Here is an 18,871-nt window from a genome sequence, read left to right as displayed (position 1 = left end):
ATCAAGCCTTTTTTCTCACGACAATCGTCCAATCCGCTTGATTGAAACGCAAGGAATTGAGGAGCTCATGCCCTTTAGATTGGATAAATTCAGCGCTCTTAGGGATATTAGAAAAATCCCCCACTTCAAACATGAAAATAGCAACTTCATTAGGTTGCATTTCTTTTTCAATCAATTCTTCTAAGCGTTCAAAAATACCCGCTTTTAAGGGGCGTAAATCAAAGCGTTTCATCTATCCACCTCGCCAAACACCGCATTGGTTGAGCCAATCACGGTTACCGCATCCGCTAAATATTGCCCTACTAAAATATCGCTTAAAGCCCCAATGTGATAAAAACTAGGGGCTCTGATTTTTAGCCTGTGAGGGTAAGGCTCGCCCTCTGAATGGATAAAAAACCCTAATTCCCCTTTAGGGCTTTCTGTGGGGGCATACACTTCCCCAACGGGCGGGCGCATGCCTTGAGCCACTAAAACAAAATGCTGCATCAAGGCGTAGTTTTGCGTCATTATATCTTCTTTAGGGGCAGAAATATAATGCGGGTTTTTGGCCATGATAGGCGTATCGGTTTTAGCATACATGGGAATGAGTTGTTCAATGATGCGAATGCTTTCATCAATTTCTAACATATACAAACAATACCTATCATAACTATCGCCATAATTGCCCACCGGCACATCAAAATCAAGCTCTTTATAAAGCTCATAAGGCTCTTCTTTTCTAATGTCATAAGCGATCCCAGTCCCTCTTAACATGATACCGCTCATGCCCCAGCTTTGCGCCATTTTTTGCGTTACAACGCCCACATTTTCCAAACGCATCCGCCAAATGCGATTCTTATCCAATAAGCCTTGAATGAGTTTTTTGCATTCTCTCATTTCGCCTAAAAACTTTTTCAAGCCCTCTAGCCAATTAGGGGGTAAATCCAAAGGCACGCCCCCAATCCTTATAGCGTTATGCGTGAGCCTGGCCCCGCAATAATCCTCCATTAAATCCAAGCCATATTCTCTCGTTTTAAACGCATACAAAAACACGCTCATCGCCCCCACATCTAAAGCATGCACGCTGATAAAAAAGATGTGTGAAATCATGCGGTTAAGCTCTAGTAAAATCGTGCGGATCACTTGCGCTCGGCGAGGGATTTCTAAATTGAGCAAGGTCTCTACCGCATAAGCGTAAGCGTAGTTATTGCTGGTAGAAGAAGTGTAATCCAATCTATCGGTAGTGGGCATGTATTCGTTATAGGTCATGTTTTCGCCTAATTTTTCACAGCCTCTATGCAAGTAGCCAATTTCAGGGGTAGCCTTAATGATTTTTTCGCCCTCTAATTCCAAAATCAAGCGCAATTGCCCATGACTACTGGGGTGTTGAGGGCCAAAGTTTAAAATCATTTGGTTATCGTCATGTTCAAAAATGATGTTTTCAAACTGGGGGTTGAGTTTCGTGAAATTTTGAGCCATTTTATAGCCTCTTTTTTAAGATAGTGGGGGCGATTTTGTGCAAATCTTTGACAAAAGGGATTTTCTTAAACGCATGCTTTTCTTCTACTTCTTTTAATTCTTCACCCTTGCCCTGCTCATAGCCAATTTTTGCAAAATTGAAAGTGTCTTTTTCATCCACTCTCGCGCTGTCTCTCTGCTCTTTACCCACCACTTCTCGGTATTCTTTGCCAAAAATTTTATCCACTTCATACCATTGAGCGAATTCATCGCCTTTGAGCGGGTAAGAGCGCAACAAGGGGTGGCCTACCCAATCATGCGGCATGATAAGGCGTTTCAAATAGGGGTGTTTGTCAAACACAATACCAAGCATGTCATACGCTTCCCTCTCGCTCCAATTAGCCGATCGGTATAAAAAACTCAAAGAATCCACGCTCTCATTAGGCAACAAAACGCATTTCACGCGCACCCTACGGCGGTTCTTACAACTATCGCTAAAACCCACGAATTGATAAAACAATTCAAAATGCCCTTTTTTAGCGCACAAATCTATCGCGCTCATCTCGCTCAAACACTCATAACCCAAATGCCTTAAAGTCGTAGCGACAGAAAAAATATCGTCTTTTTTGATCCAAAACACCGCCGTGTTAGTCTCTATGTATTTGTCTAAAATCTCATGCTTGTAAGAAAGATGGTTATAAATGACCTCATAAGCGCTGCCTTCTAAATATTTTTTAGGGGTGGGTTCTATGATTTTATAGGGGTCATGCTGGCGCGATTGTTTTTGCACATCTTCATAGGGGGATTGTTTTCTTACCATCACACTAACCTTTTAGGAGCGTCTTGTTTGATCGCTTTAGAGCGTCTGATTTTATCTTGCAAAACCATAAGAGCGTATTGTAAAGTTTCTGGACGTGGCGCGCAACCGGGCAAGTAAATATCCACAGGAACGATCCTGTCCGCTCCTTGAACGGTCGCATAAGTGTTGAACATCCCGCCTGTGTTAGCGCAACTCCCCATAGAAATCACCCATTTAGGTTCAGGCATTTGATCATAAAGTCTGCGCATGAATTCGGCATGTTTTTTAGTGAGCGTGCCAGCGATGATCATCACATCCGATTGCCTAGGGCTCGCTCTAAAAATCGTGCCAAATCTGTCAAAATCAAACCTTGAACCCCCTGTCGCCATCATCTCAATCGCGCAACACGCCAAGCCGTAAGTTAAAGGCCAAAGCGAGTTAGAACGCCCCCAATTCAATAATTTATCCAAAGTGCTTAGAATAACCGGTGCTTGTTGCATTATTTCACCTCTAATTTTTGCCAACTCAAAGCGTTTCGCTTTAAAGCGTAAATAAAACCAATGGTTAAAAAGAAGACAAAGCCTAGCATTTCAATGAGCCCAAACAAACCTAATTTTTTAAAATCAATCGCCCAAGGGAACATGAAAACGATTTCTACATCAAATAAGATAAAAAGCATGGCCATGATATAGAAATGGTGCGACACTCTATTAGGCTGCTTGAGAGCCACAGGCCCGCATTCATAGGGAGCGAGCTTGAGCTTTTCGCCCTTTTTTTGAGCCATTTTACGGCTTAAAAACCTTTGAATCCTTAAGGTTAAGTTAAACACCCAAAAGGTGAATACCAACAAAACAAAAACGCCAAAATAGGGGTGATTCAATGCTTCTGCGGCTTGTTGCATCAGACTCTCAAACTCCTTTAATTACTAGCAAATGACAAAGTCAATTAAACCATGTTTTTGCTAATCGTTAGCTGAAAAAATAAAAATTATTTCAACATCTCTTAAGAGGCCATTTCTATGAGTTTGGGCATTAAATCTTGCATGGCATGCACCGCGCTTTCATTAATGCATTGGACATTCTGGGGTAAATGGGCGTTTTTAGCCTTAGGGTCAATGTAATAAATGAGGGCGTCTTTATGCGCATGCGTGTAGAGACTAGCGGCCGGATAGACTTGCAAAGAAGTGCCAATAATGATTAAAAGATGCGCTTGTTTGACTAAAGAAATCGCTTCTTTAAGCAAAGGCACCGCTTCGCCAAACCACACAATATTGGGGCGTAATTGCGATTTGTCTTGGGCCAAGTCGCCTAAATTCAAGTCCTTTTCCCACCTATAAACTAAATTAGGATCTTTTTCGCTGCGAACGCTCAACAACTCCCCATGCAAGTGCAAAATGCGAGAAGAACCCGCCCTTTCATGCAAATCATCTACATTTTGGGTGATGATATGGACTTGATAGTGTTTTTCCAATTCCGCTAAAGCCTTATGGGCCTTGTTAGGATAGACTTCAAAAAGCTGTCGGCGCCTTTGGTTGTAAAAATCCAACACCTTTTGCGGGTTCTTTTTCCAACCATAAGGCGAGGCAACTTCCATGATGTCATGCCCTTCCCACAAGCCATCAGCGTCTCTAAAGGTTTTAATCCCGCTTTCTGCTGAAATACCAGCCCCGCTTAGGATCACTAAATTTTTCATGTTTCCTCCTTGATGGTTTCAATATGAGTGCCACTGAATTTGTCATGCAAAAAAAACTTAAAAATAAAAGGTGCAACAAACCCTACAAGTAACCCCATGCTCAACACCCACAAAACAAAGCGCCACAACGCCAAAAAAAAGCCCACTTTTTCGCCATTATTTTTGACTAATTTAAACTGAGCGTAACGCATGCCAGGGCTTTGGGATTTAAAAGCGATAAAAAAGCTGTGCGTTAGGGCGTAAAAAAGCAGGCATAAAAAAATCGCGCTCTGGTTTTCCCTAAAATCCTTCGCGCTCCCTAAAATCGCATAAGTCATTATATAAAGCATGGGGGTATAAATCATAAAAATATCAGTGATAAAGGCCTTCAAACGCAAAGAGAGATACAGCCCTTTTAAAGGGCTTTCTAACGCTTGCTTTTTTTCTGGAGTTTTATTTTTTTTGGTTTTTTTAGTTGCCACGACTTCCTGGCTTTATAGCGACGCTAGTAGTGCATAAAGGGCAAGAGCTAGGCTTATGCATGTCAAAAACAAAATCTTCTAAAGCAAAAAGGGGCAAATGACTAGGTAAACACGCGCCCTCTTGGGCTTTTAAATGAGAATGAGCGCGTTTGCAAATGCCCCGATTGGCTAGAGCACCAAAAGCCACGATTTGAGCGCCCTTTTCTTCTAAAACTTTAGCGCATTCCATAGCGGATTTTCCCGTAGTGATAATGTCCTCACACACTAAAATTTTTTCGTTTTCTTTGACTTCAAAACCACGCCTTAACGCCATGATATTATCCACCCTTTCAGTGAAGATAAAACGCACGCCTAAAGCCCTTGCAAGCTCATACCCAGCCAAGATCCCCCCAATAGCCGGCGAGCACACGCATTCAATATTCAAATGAGCTTCTTGGATTTGTTTGGCTAATTCTTTAGCTAATTGTTCGGCTAGTTTGGGATCTTCTAAAACCTTAGCGGATTGCAAATAATAATTGGAATGAAACCCGCTACTGAGCAAGAAATGCCCCTCTAACAACGCTTTAGCGTTTTGATAACATGCCTTAATATCCATGGTTTAGACCTTTAAAATCGCGTCTTCTTTGTTTTTCACGCTTTCATCAATTTTTTTAATGGCTTCATCGGTGATTTTTTGGATCTGCTCTTGGGCTTTTTTGCTTTCATCTTCGCTGATTTCTTTGTCTTTTTCTAATTTTTTTACCTTGTTGTTAGCGTCTTGGCGGGTATTCCTTACAGCCACTTTAGCCTTTTCACCCATCGCTTTGGCGTCTTTTGCGATGAGCTTTCTTTGCTCGGTTGTCATGGGCGGGAAAAAAAGCTTGATCGTTTCGCCGTCGTTATTAGGATTGACGCCAATATTGGCTTCTTGAATGGATCTTTCAATTTCTTTGAGCAGGTTTTTTTCCCATGGGCTGATTTGAAGAGTGGTCGCATCCAAGCTCATCACGGATCCGACTTGATTTAATGCGGTGGGCGTGCCGTAATAATCCACTTTGATGTGATCCAAAATATTGACTGAAACTTTCGCGCTCCTTAGAGTGGAAAAATCCCTGTTTAAAGCTTGAATGCTTTTTTGCATTAGATCTTTGGTTTCGCTATAAATGGCTTGTAACATTATTTTTCATCCTTTTTTTGGTTTTTATGGGCGTTGGTTTGCGTTGCATGCGTTTTAGGCTTTTGGTGGGTGGTTGGGGGCGTTTTTGCACTCTCCTTGGTTTTTTCAATACCCTTTATACTATTCTCTTTTATATTATTCTCTTTGGCATCATTTTTTTCGTTCTGTTTGGGGCTTTCAACAGAAAGTGCTTTGGCTGGCTCTTTAGGAAGTTCGTCGGGCGTTTGTTTTAGCATTAAAGGGTTAGTGGGGGTTTGCTCTAAAGGGTTGAGCGTTGGGTTTAGTGTGGGATTGAGCGTTGGGTTAAGCGTGCCGGTGGCAGGGACTAAGGGTGAAAGATCTTTATTGGTTTTGGTTTCATCTAAAATGCTTTTGCCGTATTCTTTGTTATAAAAATAGCCCAAAGCGATGGTGTTGATGACAAATAACAGCCCTAAAAACATGGTCAATTTCGCCATAAAGCTCGCGGGCCCTTTAGCGCCAAATAAAGACTCATTACTCCCGCTATAAGCCCCTAAGCCGATGCTAGAACTTTTTTGCAACAAAACCACCACCACAATCAATACCGCTAAAACAATTTGTAAGCCTAACAGAGCGCTTGTCATAAACACTGATTCCTTAAATGCCTAAAATTTAGAAAAAATTACCCTTAATCCTATCTAAAATTTGCTAAGAATACACTAAAATTTAGTTTTAATTTCAAGCGTGGCGTATTAAAGGCGGTGGTGTTGGACTCTTTTTATTCATTTAATCAGCATGCATTCAATCAGCATGCATTCAATAAGCATGCCAAAACTTATCACCTCTTTGCTCATATCCAACAGCAAATCGCTATCTGTCTTGTCCAATTTTTAAAACAAAAACATTACGATAAAGTTTTGGATCTCGGATCGGGGAGTGGGGCTGTTTTTAACGCTTTAGAGCGGCAAAATATTGTGATTGAAGACTTTATCGCTTTGGATAATTCTATGAACATGCTCAAACTACACCCCACGCAATCTATTAACATTCAAAAAATCTCTTTAGAGCATGCGGATTTTGAAGAGCATGTTTTTTGCGATTATGATTTGGTTGTGTCTTCTTCTTCTTTACAATGGGCAAGGGATTTAAAAAGCGTTTTAGAAAAAATCGCTCTTTCTAGTAAGGAGGTGGCTTTAGCTATCCATACGGATTTTAGTTTGCATGAAGTGCATGAGTTTTTAGGCACGCCTTCGCCCTTAAGGGATCTCAAAACGCTCAAATCTTTGATTAAAAACGCTTTTAAACATTTTCAAATAGAATTGGAAAACAAGCGCTTTACTCTTTATTTCAACCGCAAACAAGATTGTTTGAATTACCTTAAAAAATGCGGTCTTTTGGGGGGTTCAACGCTGAGTTTCAAGCAAAAAAAACATTTTTTTCAAAACATGGCGTTTGAAAAATTGAGCTATGAAGTGTTACTCTTTTCGGGGATCAAGCATTCTTAAAAACTAAGATAAATTAAAATATTAAAATTAGGTGGTTACAATAAACGCTAAACTAATGAGCGAGAAACAACATGCAAAAAAAACGAGTCTTTTCAGGCATCCAACCTACCGGGCAAATCCATTTGGGCAACTATTTAGGAGCGATCAAGCATTGGGTAGAGATGCAAGATGAATATGAAAACCTTTTTTGCGTCGTCAATTCGCATGCGATCACCCTACCCATAGATCCTACATTTTTAAAATCCCAAACCTATGAGTTAGTCAAATTGCTTTTAGCTTGCGGGATTAGCCCTAAGCAATCGGGGTTATTCATTCAAAGTGAAGTGGATGAGCACGCAGCTTTAGCATGGCTATTAAATTGCCAGGTGTCTATGGGGGAAATGCAACGAATGACGCAATTCAAAGACAAGTCTTTAAAAAACCCTAAAAGCGTGAACGTGGGGCTTTTCAATTACCCTATTTTAATGGCGTCAGATATTTTATTATACCAAAGCGATTTAGTGCCAGTGGGCGAAGATCAAAAACAGCATTTAGAGCTCACGCGAAACATTGCAGAAAAATTTAACAGGGATTTTGGGAACTGCTTTAAAGTGCCAGAGCCTTTGATCGCTAAAGTGGGGGCAAGGGTTATGGGGCTAGACGATCCAAAAGTGAAGATGAGTAAATCGCATCAAGGGGCTAACCATGCGATTTTTCTTTTAGATGAGCCGGATGTGATTGTAAGAAAAATCAAAAAAGCGGCCACGGATTCTATGGGCGTTATTGCATTTGATGAAAAAAGAGAGGGCATTTTTAACCTTTTAAATATCTACATGCTTTTAAGCGATGAAAGCCCAGAAAACATAGAAGAGCGTTTCAAAAATAAAGGCTATGGGGATTTTAAAAAGGAATTAGCTGAAGTAGTGATCCAATCTTTAAAGCCTATCCAAGAAAGATACAAAGAAATCAGCGACGATGAAGTGAAAGCCGTTTTAAATCACGGCGTCAAAAAAGCCAGGCCTTTAGCGAGGGCGACTTACCAAAAGGCTAAAGAATTGATGGGGTTGGTTTAGATGAAAATTTTAAGTTTATGGTTAGGGGTGTTTTGTTTCCTTGAGGCTACGCCTTATTTATACTTGGGCGAAGAGCCTAAATATAAAGACAATTTCACGCATTTTGAATACGCTAACCCTAACGCTAGAAAGGGCGGTGTCTTAAGAAATGACGCTATAGGGACTTTTGATAGCCTTAACCCTTTTGCACTTAAAGGCACTAAAGCTGAAGGCTTGGATCTCATTTATGACACTTTAATGGTGCAAAGTTTAGACGAACCTTTTGCCGAATACCCCTTGATCGCTAAAGACGCAGAAGTGGCTAAGGATAACAGCTATGTGATTTTTACTTTAGATAAAAGAGCGAGATTCAGCAATAACGCTCCCATTTTAGCGAGCGATGTGAAGTTTAGCTTTGATACGATCATGAAATTAGGATCGCCCATTTATAGGCAGTATTACCAAGATGTTAAAAAGGCGGTTGTTTTAGACAAACACCATGTTAAATTCATTTTCAAAACCACTGAAAATAAAGAGTTGCCTCTCATTTTAGGGCAGTTGCAAATCTTTTCCAAAAAAGCGTTTCAAAAGGATTATTTTGAAAAAAACCCCTTACTCATTCCTGTTTCTAGCGGCCCTTATGTGATCGCTTCTTTTGATGTGGGCAAGAAAATCACCTACCAAAGAAACCCCAATTATTGGGCGAGGAATTTGCCTAGCAGAAAGGGGCAATTCAATTTTGATGAGATCAAATTTGAGTATTACAAAGACGAAACCATTGCTTTACAGGCTTTTTTAAGCGGGGCGTATGATTGGCGCATTGAAAGCACGGCTAAAATTTGGGCTAGGGGCTATGTGGGGAAAGCTATAGACAATAAAAAAATCACTAAATATTTAATCGCTCATAAAATGCCAAGCGGCATGCAAGGGTTTTTCTTCAACACGCGCCGGGAAATTTTTAAGGATAAAAGGGTGCGTGAAGCCTTGTTTTATGCGTTTGATTTTGAATGGGCGAATAAAAATTTGTTTTTTTCGCAATACAAGCGCACCACCAGTTTTTTCAGCAACTCTGTTTATGCGTCCCCTCCACTCCCAAGCCCTGAAGAAAAAGTTCTGTTAGCCCCTTATGAAAAGAGTTTAGATGAAAGGGTTTTTAAAGAGCCTTATGTCGTGCCTAGAACCGATGGGGCTGATGTTTTGGGCGATAATTTGAGGGAAAATTTAAAATACGCCCAAAACCTTTTAAAAAGCGCGGGCTTTTCTTACAAAAACATGCGTTTGGTGGATAAGAATAACAAGCCCTTTAGTTTCACTTTGCTTTTAAACAGCCCGGCCTTTGAAAGACTAGCCTTAGCCTTTGCTAAAAACTTAAGGGTGTTAGGGATTGAAATGAAAATCCAAAGAGTGGATTTGAGCCAGTATGTCAATCGGGTCAAAAGCTATGATTTTGACATGATTGTAGGAGTGATTGGCCAATCGTCTTTCCCGGGTAATGAACAGCGCTTTTATTTTGGCTCTTTGAGCGCTAAAGAAAAAGGCGCAAGGAATTATGCAGGAATCTCTAGTAAAGCGGTAGATGATTTGATTGAAAAAATCATTAACGCTAAAGATTATAAGGAACAACTAGCCGCCATTCAAGCGATGGATAGGGTGCTGTTGTGGGGGTTTTATGTGATACCGCATTTTTATTTGCCTAATTACAGGATCGCAGCGTATAATTACATTGGCATGCCTGAAGTCAGCCCTAGCTATGGATTTTCGCCGTATTTGTGGTGGATAAAAAAAGAAAAGGATCTTCAATGATTGCTTATATTTTTAAACGCTTGCTTTTGATTATCCCTACTTTATTAGCCATCATGACCATTAATTTCTTTCTGATCCAATCCGCTCCTGGAGGCCCTATTGAGCAGATGATGGCTAAAATCAATAACACGCAGTCCAAAGAGATTCAAGGCGTTGTTAAAGAGCGTTCGTATAGGGCGTCTCAAGGGTTGGAGAGCGATTTGATAGAGAACTTAAAAAAACTCTATGGTTTTGACAAGCCTATAGGGGAGCGCTACCTTCTCATGCTCAAAAAATACGCACAATTTGATTTTGGGGAGAGCTTTTATCGCCAGATTAAAGTGATAGATTTGATTAAGGAAAAATTGCCCGTATCCATTTCGTTAGGGCTTTTTAGCACGCTCTTGATTTATCTTATTTCTATCCCTTTAGGGATTTTTAAAGCCAAACGCAATAACGAGCCTTTAGACGTGCTAAGCAGCGTGGTGATCATTGTCGCTAACGCTATCCCGGCCTTTTTGTTTGCGGTGGTGTTGATCGTGTTTTTTGCTGGAGGGAATTATTGGCACTGGTTCCCTTTAAAGGGGCTAGTGAGCGATAATTTTGAAAGTTTGAGCGCATTAGGCAAAATCAAGGATTATTTATGGCATATCACCTTACCCGTTCTTTGCATTTCTTTAGGGGGTTTTGCAAGCCTTACGCTTTTAGTGAAAAATTCTTTTTTAGATGAAATGGGCAAACTTTATGTACTGAGCGCTAAGGCTAAGGGCTGTTCAGTGGGGCGTATTTTTTATGCGCATGTGTTCCGTAATGCGATTTTGTTAGTGGTGGCGGGTTTTCCGCAAGCTTTTTTGGGCATGTTTTTTAGCTCAAGCTTGTTGATAGAGATTGTTTTTAGCCTAGACGGGTTAGGGCTTTTAGGGTATGAAAGCATTGTGAGTAGGGATTATCCCGTTGTGTTTGGTTCGCTTTATATTTTCACGCTTTTAGGTTTGGTAGCGAGTTTGATAAGCGATTTGCTCTGCGTGGTGATTGACCCTAGGATTGATTTTGAAAAGCGTTGAGGGTAGGAATGAAAACTGAGATGAAATCTTCTTTAAAACTTTTTATGCGGCCTTTTTTGGTGGTTTTAGGGTTTATGTTGTTGTATGCTTTAGTGCATGCTGCGCTTGGTTTTTATGCGAAAAAAGACAGCGTTCAAATAAACCAGAATTTAGAAAAAACCGAGATAGAGCGTCAAAACAGCGCGCTTTCGCCTAAAGAAGAAGCCAACACGACCACAACCGCCACAGAAGAAAGCCCCACCAAAGACACAGCGCCACCTTTAGAAACGACCGCACAAGAAAAAGAAACTAAACAAGAAACTAAACAAGAGCAAGAAAAAGAAAACGAGTCTAAACAAGACAGCGTCCCGCCCGTTCAAAATGATCAAAAAGCCCCCACAATCTCTACAATGGGAAAAAAACCTTTAGAGTATAAAGTCGCAGTCAGTGGCGTGAATGTGCGCGCTTTTCCTAGCACAAAAGGTAAAATCTTGGGATTGCTTTTAAAAAATAAAAGCGTGAAAGTTTTAGAAATCCAAAACGATTGGGCTGAAATTGAATTTTCTAATAAAACAAAGGGCTATGTGTTTTTAAAACTTCTAAAAAAGGCTGAATGAAAGAATAATGAAATTAAAATCTTTTGGGGTTTTTGGAAATCCCATTAAGCATTCCAAATCGCCCTTAATCCATAACGCTTGTTTTTTAACTTTTCAAAAAGAATTAGGGTTTTTGGGGCATTACCACCCCATATTGCTCCCTTTAGAAAGCCATATCAAAAACGAGTTTTTGCATTTGGGATTGAGTGGGGCTAATGTAACCTTACCCTTTAAAGAAAGGGCGTTTCAAGTTTGCGATAAGATCAAAGGTATCGCGCTTGAATGCGGAGCGGTCAATACGCTTGTTTTAGAAAATGATGAGCTTGTGGGTTACAATACCGACGCTTTAGGGTTTTATCTTTCTTTAAAGCAAAAAAACTATCAAAACGCTTTGATTTTAGGCTCTGGGGGGAGCGCTAAAGCCCTAGCGTGTGAATTAAAAAAACAAGGCTTAAAGGTGAGCGTGTTAAACCGCTCTTCTAGGGGATTGGATTTTTTCCAACGCTTGGGCTGTGATTGTTTTATGGATCCTCCTAAAAGCGCTTTTGATTTGATCATTAACGCTACTTCAGCGAGTTTGAATAACGAATTGCCTTTGAATAAAGAGGTTTTGAAAGGGTATTTTAAAGAGGGCAAGCTCGCTTATGATTTGGCGTATGGGTTTTTAACGCCTTTTTTGTCTCTGGCCAAAGAGTTAAAAACCCCTTTTCAAGACGGGAAAGACATGCTCATCTATCAAGCCTCTCTAAGTTTTGAAAAATTCAGCGCTTCTCAAATCCCTTATTCAAAGGCGTTTGAAGTCATGCGAAGCGTTTTTTGATGCAAGGGTTTTTAAGAAGCCTGTTTTTTGGGGTTAAAAAGATCCCTAAACGATTCGCTCCCCTAGTAGAAAAGGGCGTTTTAAAAGAAGCGCTTCAATCAAACAAGGATCGCCATTTTTTAAAAGAAGGCTTTGATATAGGCAGGATTGAATGGGTAAAAAATAAGGCGTTTTTCATTTCTTTAGCGAAAAATTACCCTAAAGACCCTTTAATCAAAAACTTACCCCCATCTTTTAAAACAGACGCTTGGATTTTATGCCAAATAGAATGTTCTAAAAAACGCCCCATAGCCTTTTTTAAAGCCGCTCTTTTTGATGCGCAAGACACGATGATAGCTTACTTGGCTAAAGAAAAAAACCAGATTGTAGCTATCCCTTTTAAAGAGCCTTTTAAAAAACCCATTTCTTTAAAGCACAGCCAAAAATCCTTACTAGAATTGCCCAGGCATTGCGTGATAAAGATCGATCTTAAAAAGCGTGAAATCAGCGAAATTTTAGGGGCTTTAGAAGACCCTTTAATAGATGAAAACCTTTCTTTGAGCCTTTTTGATAGGGTGAAGGATTTTTCAAAAGATTGTTTGAATTTAGCGCAATATTACGCGCAACTTAAAGCGAGCGATTTTAAAGACAGGATCAATTATTCTCACATCCCTTTTATCACCATTGACCCCAAAGACGCTAAAGATTTTGACGATGCGATTTTTTATGATCAAGAAAAAAGGGTTTTGTTTGTGGCGGTTGCTGATGTGAGCGAATTTGTGCCGAAACATTCCAGTTTGGATAAAGAAGCTAGGATTAGGGGCTTTAGCGTGTATTTCCCTAACAGCGTCTATCCCATGCTGCCTTTGAGTTTGTCTCAAGGGGCATGCTCATTAAAAGCGTTTGAAAAACGCCTGGCTTTAGTGTATGAAATCCCTTTAGACGATTTGAAAAACGCCCGATTATCTCAAGGCGTTATTGAAGTTAGGGCTAATTGCACTTATGAAGAAATCAATTATTTTTTAAGCGCCCAACAAAGCTCTTTAGATAAAGATTTGCAACAAAGCCTTTTAGGGTTTTTAGAAATGGCTTTAAAGTTAAAAAAGGAGCGTTTAAAAAAGGGGTTTAATTTCAATTCATTTGAAAACAAGCTGTATTTGAATGAAGAAGGTCGTATAGAAAAAATTGAAACAGAAAAAGAAAGCGATGCGCACACCCTCATAGAAGAAGCCATGCTCTTAGCCAACCAGTCTAGCGCAGGGTTATTAGATGAGCATTTTCAAAATAAAGGGATATACCGCACCCATAAAGAGCCGAGTTTGGAGCAGCAAAAACGCCTCTACGCTAAGCTTTTTGATTATGAGATCGTGCGCCCTAAAAACATGGGCTTTTTTCCTTTTTTAGAGCATGCCTTAAAGATAGCCAAAGAAAAGAGTATAGAAAGAGAAGTTTCACGCTTGATCATTAAATCTCAAAATTTAGCCCTTTATAGCCCCATGCAAGAAAGCCATTTTGGTTTGGGGTTTGCTAGCTATACGCATTTCACTTCGCCCATTAGACGATACAGCGATCTAGCCTTACACAGGCTTTTAAAAGAATTATTGTTCCATCAGGCTAAAGGCTGTTCGTATTTGTTAGAAGAAACGCCTGAATTATGCACTGAATTGAACGCTTTACAGAAAAAGGCCGCTTTGATTGAAAGGGATTTCATCAAGCGCAAATTCGCCCGCTTGGCTTTAGAGTTTTTAGAAAAAGAGTTTTTGGGCGTTGTTTTAGAGGTTAAAGATTGGGTGGTGGTGGGGTTAAAAGAATTTATAGGGCTTAAAGTTTTAGTCAAAACGAACAAGGTTTTTAAGCCTTTAGAAAAGGTGCGCGTTACAATCACGCATGCGGATTTGATTTTAGGGCAAGTTAGAGGCGAAATCACAGAAAGGATTAAAGAGCATGTATCGTAAAGATTTGGACCATTATTTAAAACAACGACTCCCTAAAGCGGTGTTTTTGTATGGGGAGTTTGATTTTTTTATCCATTATTATATTCAAACGATTAGTTCGCTTTTTAAGCTCAGTAACCCTGACACAGAAACTTCGCTTTTTTATGCGAGCGATTATGAAAAAAGCCAGATTGCGACCCTTTTAGAGCAGGATTCTTTATTTGGAGGGAGCAGTTTAGTCATTTTAAAACTGGATTTTGCGCTGCATAAGAAATTTAAGGAAAATGATATCAATCTTTTTTTAAAAGCTTTAGAGCGGCCTAGCCATAACAGGCTTATCATAGGGCTTTATAATGCTAAAAGCGACACCACCAAATACAAATACACTAGCGAAATTATCGTTAAATCTTTTCAAAAAAGCCCCTTGAAAGATGAAGCGATCTGCGTGCGCTTTTTTACCCCTAAAACTTGGGAGAGTTTGAAATTCTTACAAGAAAGGGCTAATCTTTTACATTTAGACATCAGCGGCCATCTTTTAAACGCTCTTTTTGAAATTAATAACGAAGATTTAGGCGTTTCGTTTAATGATTTAGATAAGCTAGCGATTCTAAATGCACCCATCACTTTAGAAGACATTCAAGAATTAAGCTCCAATGCGGGGGATATGGATTTGCAAAAGCTCATTTTAGGGCTTTTTTTGAAAAAAAGCGTGCTTGATATTTATGATTATTTGTTAAAAGAGGGCAAAAAGGATGCGGATATTTTAAGGGGGTTAGAGCGGTATTTTTACCAGCTTTTTTTATTTTTCGCCCACATTAAAACAACCGGTTTAATGGACGCTAAAGAGGTTTTAGGCTACGCTCCTCCTAAAGAAATTGCTGAAAATTACGCTAAAAACGCCCTGCGTTTGAAAGAAGCCGGCTATAAGAGGGTTTTTGAAATTTTTAGGTTATGGCACATTCAAAGCATGCAAGGGCAAAAGGAATTGGGCTTTTTGTATTTGACCCCCATTCAAAAAATCATTAACCCTTAAAAAATGCCTAAGGCGTTTTTCGTTTTGAGTTTTAATATTTCAATAAAACTAAATTTAATCCAAAAACAAGCGAAAGCAAGGTATAATCGAAAGTTTTTTAGACCTTGCTCTTTTTTAGTAAAAAAAGGGCTATATAACCACAAGGAGAATGGATGAGGCATTATGAAACAATGTTTATTCTCAAACCTACTTTAGTAGAAGAAGAGATTAAATCCAAAATTGAATTTTATAAAGAAGTGATCACTAAGCATCACGGCGTGATTGAAACGAGCCTGGATATGGGCATGCGTAATTTGGCTTATGAAATCAAAAAGCACAAAAGAGGCTATTATTATGTGGCGTATTTCAAAGCAGAGCCGTCCATGATTTTAGAGCTTGAACGATTGTATCGCATCAATGAAGACGTGTTGCGTTTCATTGTGATCAAATACGAAAGCAAAAAAGAGGTAGAAGCGTGGCATGCGTTAGTGGATAGGGCTAATAAAAAGCCACCACACGCTAAAGAAAAACACGAAAAAACCGAACACACGCATTCTCACCACACAGAGGAAGCAGAAAGCGTAGGATCTCATAGCGAATAAGGGCTTATCATGTTTAATAAAGTGATTATGGTAGGGCGTTTGACTAGGAATGTGGAGTTGAAATATTTACCTAGCGGCTCGGCTGTGGCTACAATAGGTTTAGCCACAAGCAGGCGTTTCAAAAAGCAAGACGGCACGCTAGGCGAAGAGGTGTGCTTTATAGATGTGCGTTTGTTTGGGCGAACGGCTGAAATCGCTAACCAGTATTTGAGCAAGGGTTCAAGCGTTTTGATAGAAGGGCGTTTGACTTATGAGAGCTGGATGGATCAAACAGGCAAAAAAAATTCCCGCCACACTATCACAGCGGACTCGTTGCAATTTATGGATAAAAAGTCAGACAATCCCCAAGCGAACGCCATGCAAGATAGCATGACGCATGAGAATTTCAACAACGCTTATCCTGCTAATCATAACGCTCCCAGCCAAGATCCTTTTAACCAAGCCCCAAGTTATGCGCAAAACGCTTACGCTAAAGAGAATTTACAAGCACAGCCGTCCAAGTATCAAAACAGCGTGCCTGAAATCAATATTGATGAAGAAGAAATCCCCTTTTAAGGGTGAAAATTAAGGAGACATTATGGAAAGAAAACGCTATTCAAAACGCTATTGCAAATACACTGAAGCTAAGATCAGCTTTATTGACTATAAAGATTTAGACATGCTCAAGCACACGCTATCAGAGCGCTATAAAATCATGCCAAGGAGGCTGACAGGCAATAGCAAAAAGTGGCAAGAGAGGGTGGAAGTAGCGATCAAAAGAGCCCGCCACATGGCTTTAATCCCCTACATTGTGGATAGGAAAAAGGTCGTGGATAGCCCTTTTAAACAGCACTAAATTTTTTAGGGCTGATAGGGGGCACGCCCTTTTAATCTTGTTTAATCTTGTTTAATCTTGTTTAATCTTGTTTAATCTTGTTTAATCTTGTTTAATCTTGTTTAATCTTGTTTAATCTTGTTTAATCTTGTTTAATCTTGTTTAATCTTGTTTAATCTTGTTTAATCTTGTTTAATCTTATTTAATCTTATTTAATCTTATTTAATCTTATTTAATCTTATTTAATCTTGGCCTGGCTTTTATGGGGTGCTAGCGGTAAAAACGATAAAAATCCCCCTTAAAACCACCCAAGCAGAAATCCCAAATATCTCTAGTGTTTGGGTGCTTCATGATAAAATGAAAAAGCTTGATTTTAGCGGTGGTTTCTTAAGCGTTATTAGGACATTAGTGGGAATGTTATTTTAAAATGCCCCCTTAAGAGTCTTGTAGCCAAATCCAAAACGATCCCACCAAGTAACTAATTTTTACCGCTATCTTTGATTAAAACAAATTTTAAAACCTTTTTAATAATTGAGAATGGTTCCAAACACCCCAAAAACCCTTTTTTTTTTTTTTTTGAAACAACAAAACGCCAAATTAGCGCAAAAATCTTATCAATCCATGCTATATTAACGAAGTCTTGTGATAAGATCTTATTTTTTTAAAAGACTTACCTAACCATTTTAATTTCTCAAGGAGAAAACATGAAAAAACGCATCCTTTCATTAACTTTAGGCTCGCTTTTAGTTTCCACTTTGAGCGCTGAAGACGACGGCTTTTACATGAGTGCGGGCTATCAAATCGGTGAAGCCGCTCAAATGGTAACAAACACCAAAGGCATTCAAGATCTTTCAGATCGTTATGAAAACTTGAGCAACCTTTTAACCCGATACAGCACCCTAAACACCCTTATCAAATTGTCCGCTGACCCGAGTGCGATTAATGCGGTGCGTGAAAATTTGGGCGCGAGCGCGAAGAATTTGATCGGCGATAAAGCCAACTCCCCGGCGTATCAAGCCGTGCTTTTAGCGATTAATGCGGCGGTAGGGTTTTGGAATGTCGTAGGCTATGTGACGCAATGCGGGGGTAATGCCAATGGCCAAGAAAGCACCTCTTCAACCACCATCTTCAACAACGAGCCAGGGTATCGATCCGCTTCCATCACTTGTTCTTTGAACAAATATCATCCTGGATACTACGGCCCTATGAGTATTGAGAATTTTAAAAAGCTTAACGAAGCCTATCAAATCCTCCAAGAGGCTTTAAAAAACGGCTTACCAACGCTCAAAGAAAATAACGGCACGGTCAATGTAACCTACACTTACACTTGTTCAGGGGAAGGCAATAACAACTGCGATGTGCTAGCTAGTAATAGAAACGGCGGAACCAAGACTGAAACCCAAACCATAGACGGCAAAAGCGTGACCACCATGATCAGTTCGAAAGTGGTTGATGCTGGAGCAAGTGGTAATACACAAGGTGTGTCCTACACCGAAATCACTAACAGTCTGAGCGGTGTGCCTGATAGCGCTCAAGCGCTCTTAGCGCAAGCGAGCACGCTCATTAACACCATCAACACGGCATGCCCATATTTCCATGCTAATAATAGTAATGAGGCTAATGCCCCAAAATTCACTACTACTACTGGGAAAATATGCGGCGCTTTTTCAGAAGAAATCAGCGCGATCCAAAAGATGATCACGGACGCGCAAGAGCTAGTTAACCAAACGAGCGTCATCAATAGTAATGAACAATCAACCCCGGTAGGCGGTAGTAACGGCAAGCCTTTCAACCCTTACACAGACGCTAGCTTTGCGCAAGGCATGCTCGCTAACGCTCAAGCCCAAGTCAAAATGCTCAATTTAGCCCATCAAGTGGGGCAAACCATTAACCCTGACAATCTTACCGGGAGTTTTAAAAATTTTGTTACAGGCTTTTTAGCCACATGCAACAACAAATCAACAGCTGGCACTGGTGGCACACAAGGTTCAGCTCCTGGCACAGTGACCACCCAAACTTTCGCTTCCGGTTGCGCCTATGTGGGGCAAACCATAACGAATTTAAAAAACAGCATCGCTCATTTTGGCACTCAAGAGCAGCAAATAGAACAAGCAGAGAATATCGCTGACACTTTGGTGAATTTCAAATCCCGATACAATGAATTAGGGAATACTTACAACAGCATCACCACCGCGCTCTCAAAGGTTCCTAACGCGCAAAGCTTGCAAAATGTGGTGAGCCAAAAGA

The 18,871-nt window shown here is 40.0% G+C and carries 22 protein-coding genes; 12 read left to right on the top strand and 10 right to left on the bottom strand.

Going from position 1 to position 18,871, the window contains the following annotated elements; translation table 11 throughout:
* Window position 1: 1 nt before the first annotated feature.
* From CXY28_RS02360 to secG, 10 genes are all read right to left on the bottom strand, one after another.
* Window positions 2-232 carry an NADH-ubiquinone oxidoreductase subunit E family protein gene (locus tag CXY28_RS02360; RefSeq protein WP_000819168.1) on the bottom strand — a complete coding sequence of 77 codons (231 nt, stop codon included), beginning with the start codon at window positions 230-232 and terminating at the stop codon, window positions 2-4.
* A complete protein-coding gene (nuoD, locus tag CXY28_RS02355) occupies window positions 229-1,458 on the bottom strand; it encodes an NADH dehydrogenase (quinone) subunit D (protein WP_100979337.1) in 1,230 nt (409 codons plus the stop codon). The genes CXY28_RS02360 and nuoD overlap by 4 nt, the downstream gene beginning before the upstream one ends.
* Before the next feature lies 1 nt (window position 1,459).
* Window positions 1,460-2,257: an NADH-quinone oxidoreductase subunit C gene (locus CXY28_RS02350; RefSeq protein WP_001875866.1), complete on the bottom strand. Its 798-nt coding sequence runs from the start codon at window positions 2,255-2,257 to the stop codon at window positions 1,460-1,462.
* The gene (locus CXY28_RS02345) at window positions 2,257-2,736 is read right to left on the bottom strand and encodes a NuoB/complex I 20 kDa subunit family protein (RefSeq protein ID WP_001183502.1); all 480 of its coding nucleotides are present in this window, start codon (window positions 2,734-2,736) and stop codon (window positions 2,257-2,259) included. Before CXY28_RS02345 ends, CXY28_RS02350 begins: the two co-directional genes overlap by 1 nt.
* Complete coding sequence (locus CXY28_RS02340) at window positions 2,736-3,137, bottom strand: NAD(P)H-quinone oxidoreductase subunit 3 (RefSeq protein ID WP_001183383.1); 402 nt, start codon at window positions 3,135-3,137, stop codon at window positions 2,736-2,738. The genes CXY28_RS02345 and CXY28_RS02340 overlap by 1 nt, the downstream gene beginning before the upstream one ends.
* Window positions 3,138-3,238: 101 nt before the next feature.
* The gene (locus CXY28_RS02335) at window positions 3,239-3,928 is read right to left on the bottom strand and encodes an SIR2 family NAD-dependent protein deacylase (RefSeq protein ID WP_100979336.1); all 690 of its coding nucleotides are present in this window, start codon (window positions 3,926-3,928) and stop codon (window positions 3,239-3,241) included.
* A complete protein-coding gene (locus CXY28_RS02330; RefSeq protein ID WP_100979335.1) occupies window positions 3,925-4,389 on the bottom strand; it encodes an RDD family protein in 465 nt (154 codons plus the stop codon). Before CXY28_RS02330 ends, CXY28_RS02335 begins: the two co-directional genes overlap by 4 nt.
* A complete protein-coding gene (gene pyrE, locus CXY28_RS02325) occupies window positions 4,379-4,984 on the bottom strand; it encodes an orotate phosphoribosyltransferase (protein ID WP_100979334.1) in 606 nt (201 codons plus the stop codon). The genes CXY28_RS02330 and pyrE overlap by 11 nt, the downstream gene beginning before the upstream one ends.
* Before the next feature lie 3 nt (window positions 4,985-4,987).
* The gene (gene frr, locus CXY28_RS02320; protein WP_100979333.1) at window positions 4,988-5,545 is read right to left on the bottom strand and encodes a ribosome recycling factor; all 558 of its coding nucleotides are present in this window, start codon (window positions 5,543-5,545) and stop codon (window positions 4,988-4,990) included.
* The gene (secG, locus tag CXY28_RS02315; protein WP_050826494.1) at window positions 5,545-6,150 is read right to left on the bottom strand and encodes a preprotein translocase subunit SecG; all 606 of its coding nucleotides are present in this window, start codon (window positions 6,148-6,150) and stop codon (window positions 5,545-5,547) included. Before secG ends, frr begins: the two co-directional genes overlap by 1 nt.
* Before the next feature lie 123 nt (window positions 6,151-6,273).
* Between secG and CXY28_RS02310 the strand changes: the two genes are divergently transcribed.
* From CXY28_RS02310 to CXY28_RS02255, 12 genes are all read left to right on the top strand, one after another.
* A complete protein-coding gene (locus CXY28_RS02310) occupies window positions 6,274-7,011 on the top strand; it encodes a methyltransferase domain-containing protein (RefSeq protein WP_100979332.1) in 738 nt (245 codons plus the stop codon).
* A gap of 71 nt (window positions 7,012-7,082) precedes the next feature.
* Window positions 7,083-8,063 carry a tryptophan--tRNA ligase gene (gene trpS / locus CXY28_RS02305; RefSeq protein ID WP_100977630.1) on the top strand — a complete coding sequence of 327 codons (981 nt, stop codon included), beginning with the start codon at window positions 7,083-7,085 and terminating at the stop codon, window positions 8,061-8,063.
* Window positions 8,064-9,845, top strand: coding sequence for an extracellular solute-binding protein (locus CXY28_RS02300; protein WP_100979331.1), 1,782 nt, complete (start codon window positions 8,064-8,066; stop codon window positions 9,843-9,845).
* Window positions 9,842-10,888, top strand: coding sequence for a microcin C ABC transporter permease YejB (locus CXY28_RS02295; protein WP_100979330.1), 1,047 nt, complete (start codon window positions 9,842-9,844; stop codon window positions 10,886-10,888). The genes CXY28_RS02300 and CXY28_RS02295 overlap by 4 nt, the downstream gene beginning before the upstream one ends.
* Window positions 10,889-10,896: 8 nt before the next feature.
* The gene (locus tag CXY28_RS02290; protein WP_100971656.1) at window positions 10,897-11,484 is read left to right on the top strand and encodes an SH3 domain-containing protein; all 588 of its coding nucleotides are present in this window, start codon (window positions 10,897-10,899) and stop codon (window positions 11,482-11,484) included.
* Between the two features lie 7 nt (window positions 11,485-11,491).
* Window positions 11,492-12,283, top strand: a complete 792-nt coding sequence (locus tag CXY28_RS02285) for a shikimate dehydrogenase (RefSeq protein ID WP_100979329.1) — start codon at window positions 11,492-11,494, stop codon at window positions 12,281-12,283.
* The gene (locus tag CXY28_RS02280; RefSeq protein ID WP_100979328.1) at window positions 12,283-14,217 is read left to right on the top strand and encodes an RNB domain-containing ribonuclease; all 1,935 of its coding nucleotides are present in this window, start codon (window positions 12,283-12,285) and stop codon (window positions 14,215-14,217) included. The genes CXY28_RS02285 and CXY28_RS02280 overlap by 1 nt, the downstream gene beginning before the upstream one ends.
* Complete coding sequence (holA, locus tag CXY28_RS02275) at window positions 14,207-15,229, top strand: DNA polymerase III subunit delta (RefSeq protein WP_050826502.1); 1,023 nt, start codon at window positions 14,207-14,209, stop codon at window positions 15,227-15,229. The genes CXY28_RS02280 and holA overlap by 11 nt, the downstream gene beginning before the upstream one ends.
* 152 nt (window positions 15,230-15,381) lie before the next feature.
* A complete protein-coding gene (gene rpsF / locus CXY28_RS02270; RefSeq protein WP_015643804.1) occupies window positions 15,382-15,810 on the top strand; it encodes a 30S ribosomal protein S6 in 429 nt (142 codons plus the stop codon).
* Window positions 15,811-15,819: 9 nt separating this feature from the next.
* Window positions 15,820-16,365, top strand: a complete 546-nt coding sequence (locus CXY28_RS02265) for a single-stranded DNA-binding protein (protein WP_100979327.1) — start codon at window positions 15,820-15,822, stop codon at window positions 16,363-16,365.
* A 22-nt stretch (window positions 16,366-16,387) separates the two neighbouring features.
* Window positions 16,388-16,645: a 30S ribosomal protein S18 gene (gene rpsR, locus CXY28_RS02260; RefSeq protein ID WP_000440196.1), complete on the top strand. Its 258-nt coding sequence runs from the start codon at window positions 16,388-16,390 to the stop codon at window positions 16,643-16,645.
* Window positions 16,646-17,328: 683 nt separating this feature from the next.
* A partial coding sequence (locus CXY28_RS02255; RefSeq protein WP_100979326.1) for a SabA family sialic acid-binding adhesin occupies window positions 17,329-18,871 on the top strand: 1,543 nt, incomplete at its 3' end.

It is taken from the genome of Helicobacter pylori (assembly GCF_002832345.1).
Classification (GTDB): Bacteria; Campylobacterota; Campylobacteria; order Campylobacterales; family Helicobacteraceae; genus Helicobacter; species Helicobacter pylori_CP.
This window is presented reverse-complemented; position numbering and strand designations above follow the sequence as displayed.

Excerpts from the sequence above, each read along its gene's own strand:
- rpsF (WP_015643804.1), top strand. The coding sequence starts at position 15,382 with ATGAGGCATTATGAAACAATGTTTATTCTCAAACCTACTTTAGTAGAA.
- CXY28_RS02290 (WP_100971656.1), top strand. The coding sequence starts at position 10,897 with ATGAAAACTGAGATGAAATCTTCTTTAAAACTTTTTATGCGGCCTTTT.
- CXY28_RS02285 (WP_100979329.1), top strand. The coding sequence starts at position 11,492 with ATGAAATTAAAATCTTTTGGGGTTTTTGGAAATCCCATTAAGCATTCC.
- CXY28_RS02340 (WP_001183383.1), bottom strand. The coding sequence starts at position 3,137 with ATGCAACAAGCCGCAGAAGCATTGAATCACCCCTATTTTGGCGTTTTT.
- CXY28_RS02360 (WP_000819168.1), bottom strand. The coding sequence starts at position 232 with ATGAAACGCTTTGATTTACGCCCCTTAAAAGCGGGTATTTTTGAACGC.
- pyrE (WP_100979334.1), bottom strand. The coding sequence starts at position 4,984 with ATGGATATTAAGGCATGTTATCAAAACGCTAAAGCGTTGTTAGAGGGG.
- CXY28_RS02300 (WP_100979331.1), top strand. The coding sequence starts at position 8,064 with ATGAAAATTTTAAGTTTATGGTTAGGGGTGTTTTGTTTCCTTGAGGCT.
- nuoD (WP_100979337.1), bottom strand. The coding sequence starts at position 1,458 with ATGGCTCAAAATTTCACGAAACTCAACCCCCAGTTTGAAAACATCATT.
- holA (WP_050826502.1), top strand. The coding sequence starts at position 14,207 with ATGTATCGTAAAGATTTGGACCATTATTTAAAACAACGACTCCCTAAA.
- CXY28_RS02280 (WP_100979328.1), top strand. The coding sequence starts at position 12,283 with ATGCAAGGGTTTTTAAGAAGCCTGTTTTTTGGGGTTAAAAAGATCCCT.
- trpS (WP_100977630.1), top strand. The coding sequence starts at position 7,083 with ATGCAAAAAAAACGAGTCTTTTCAGGCATCCAACCTACCGGGCAAATC.
- CXY28_RS02345 (WP_001183502.1), bottom strand. The coding sequence starts at position 2,736 with ATGCAACAAGCACCGGTTATTCTAAGCACTTTGGATAAATTATTGAAT.
- CXY28_RS02295 (WP_100979330.1), top strand. The coding sequence starts at position 9,842 with ATGATTGCTTATATTTTTAAACGCTTGCTTTTGATTATCCCTACTTTA.
- secG (WP_050826494.1), bottom strand. The coding sequence starts at position 6,150 with ATGACAAGCGCTCTGTTAGGCTTACAAATTGTTTTAGCGGTATTGATT.
- CXY28_RS02350 (WP_001875866.1), bottom strand. The coding sequence starts at position 2,257 with ATGGTAAGAAAACAATCCCCCTATGAAGATGTGCAAAAACAATCGCGC.
- CXY28_RS02335 (WP_100979336.1), bottom strand. The coding sequence starts at position 3,928 with ATGAAAAATTTAGTGATCCTAAGCGGGGCTGGTATTTCAGCAGAAAGC.
- rpsR (WP_000440196.1), top strand. The coding sequence starts at position 16,388 with ATGGAAAGAAAACGCTATTCAAAACGCTATTGCAAATACACTGAAGCT.
- frr (WP_100979333.1), bottom strand. The coding sequence starts at position 5,545 with ATGTTACAAGCCATTTATAGCGAAACCAAAGATCTAATGCAAAAAAGC.
- CXY28_RS02265 (WP_100979327.1), top strand. The coding sequence starts at position 15,820 with ATGTTTAATAAAGTGATTATGGTAGGGCGTTTGACTAGGAATGTGGAG.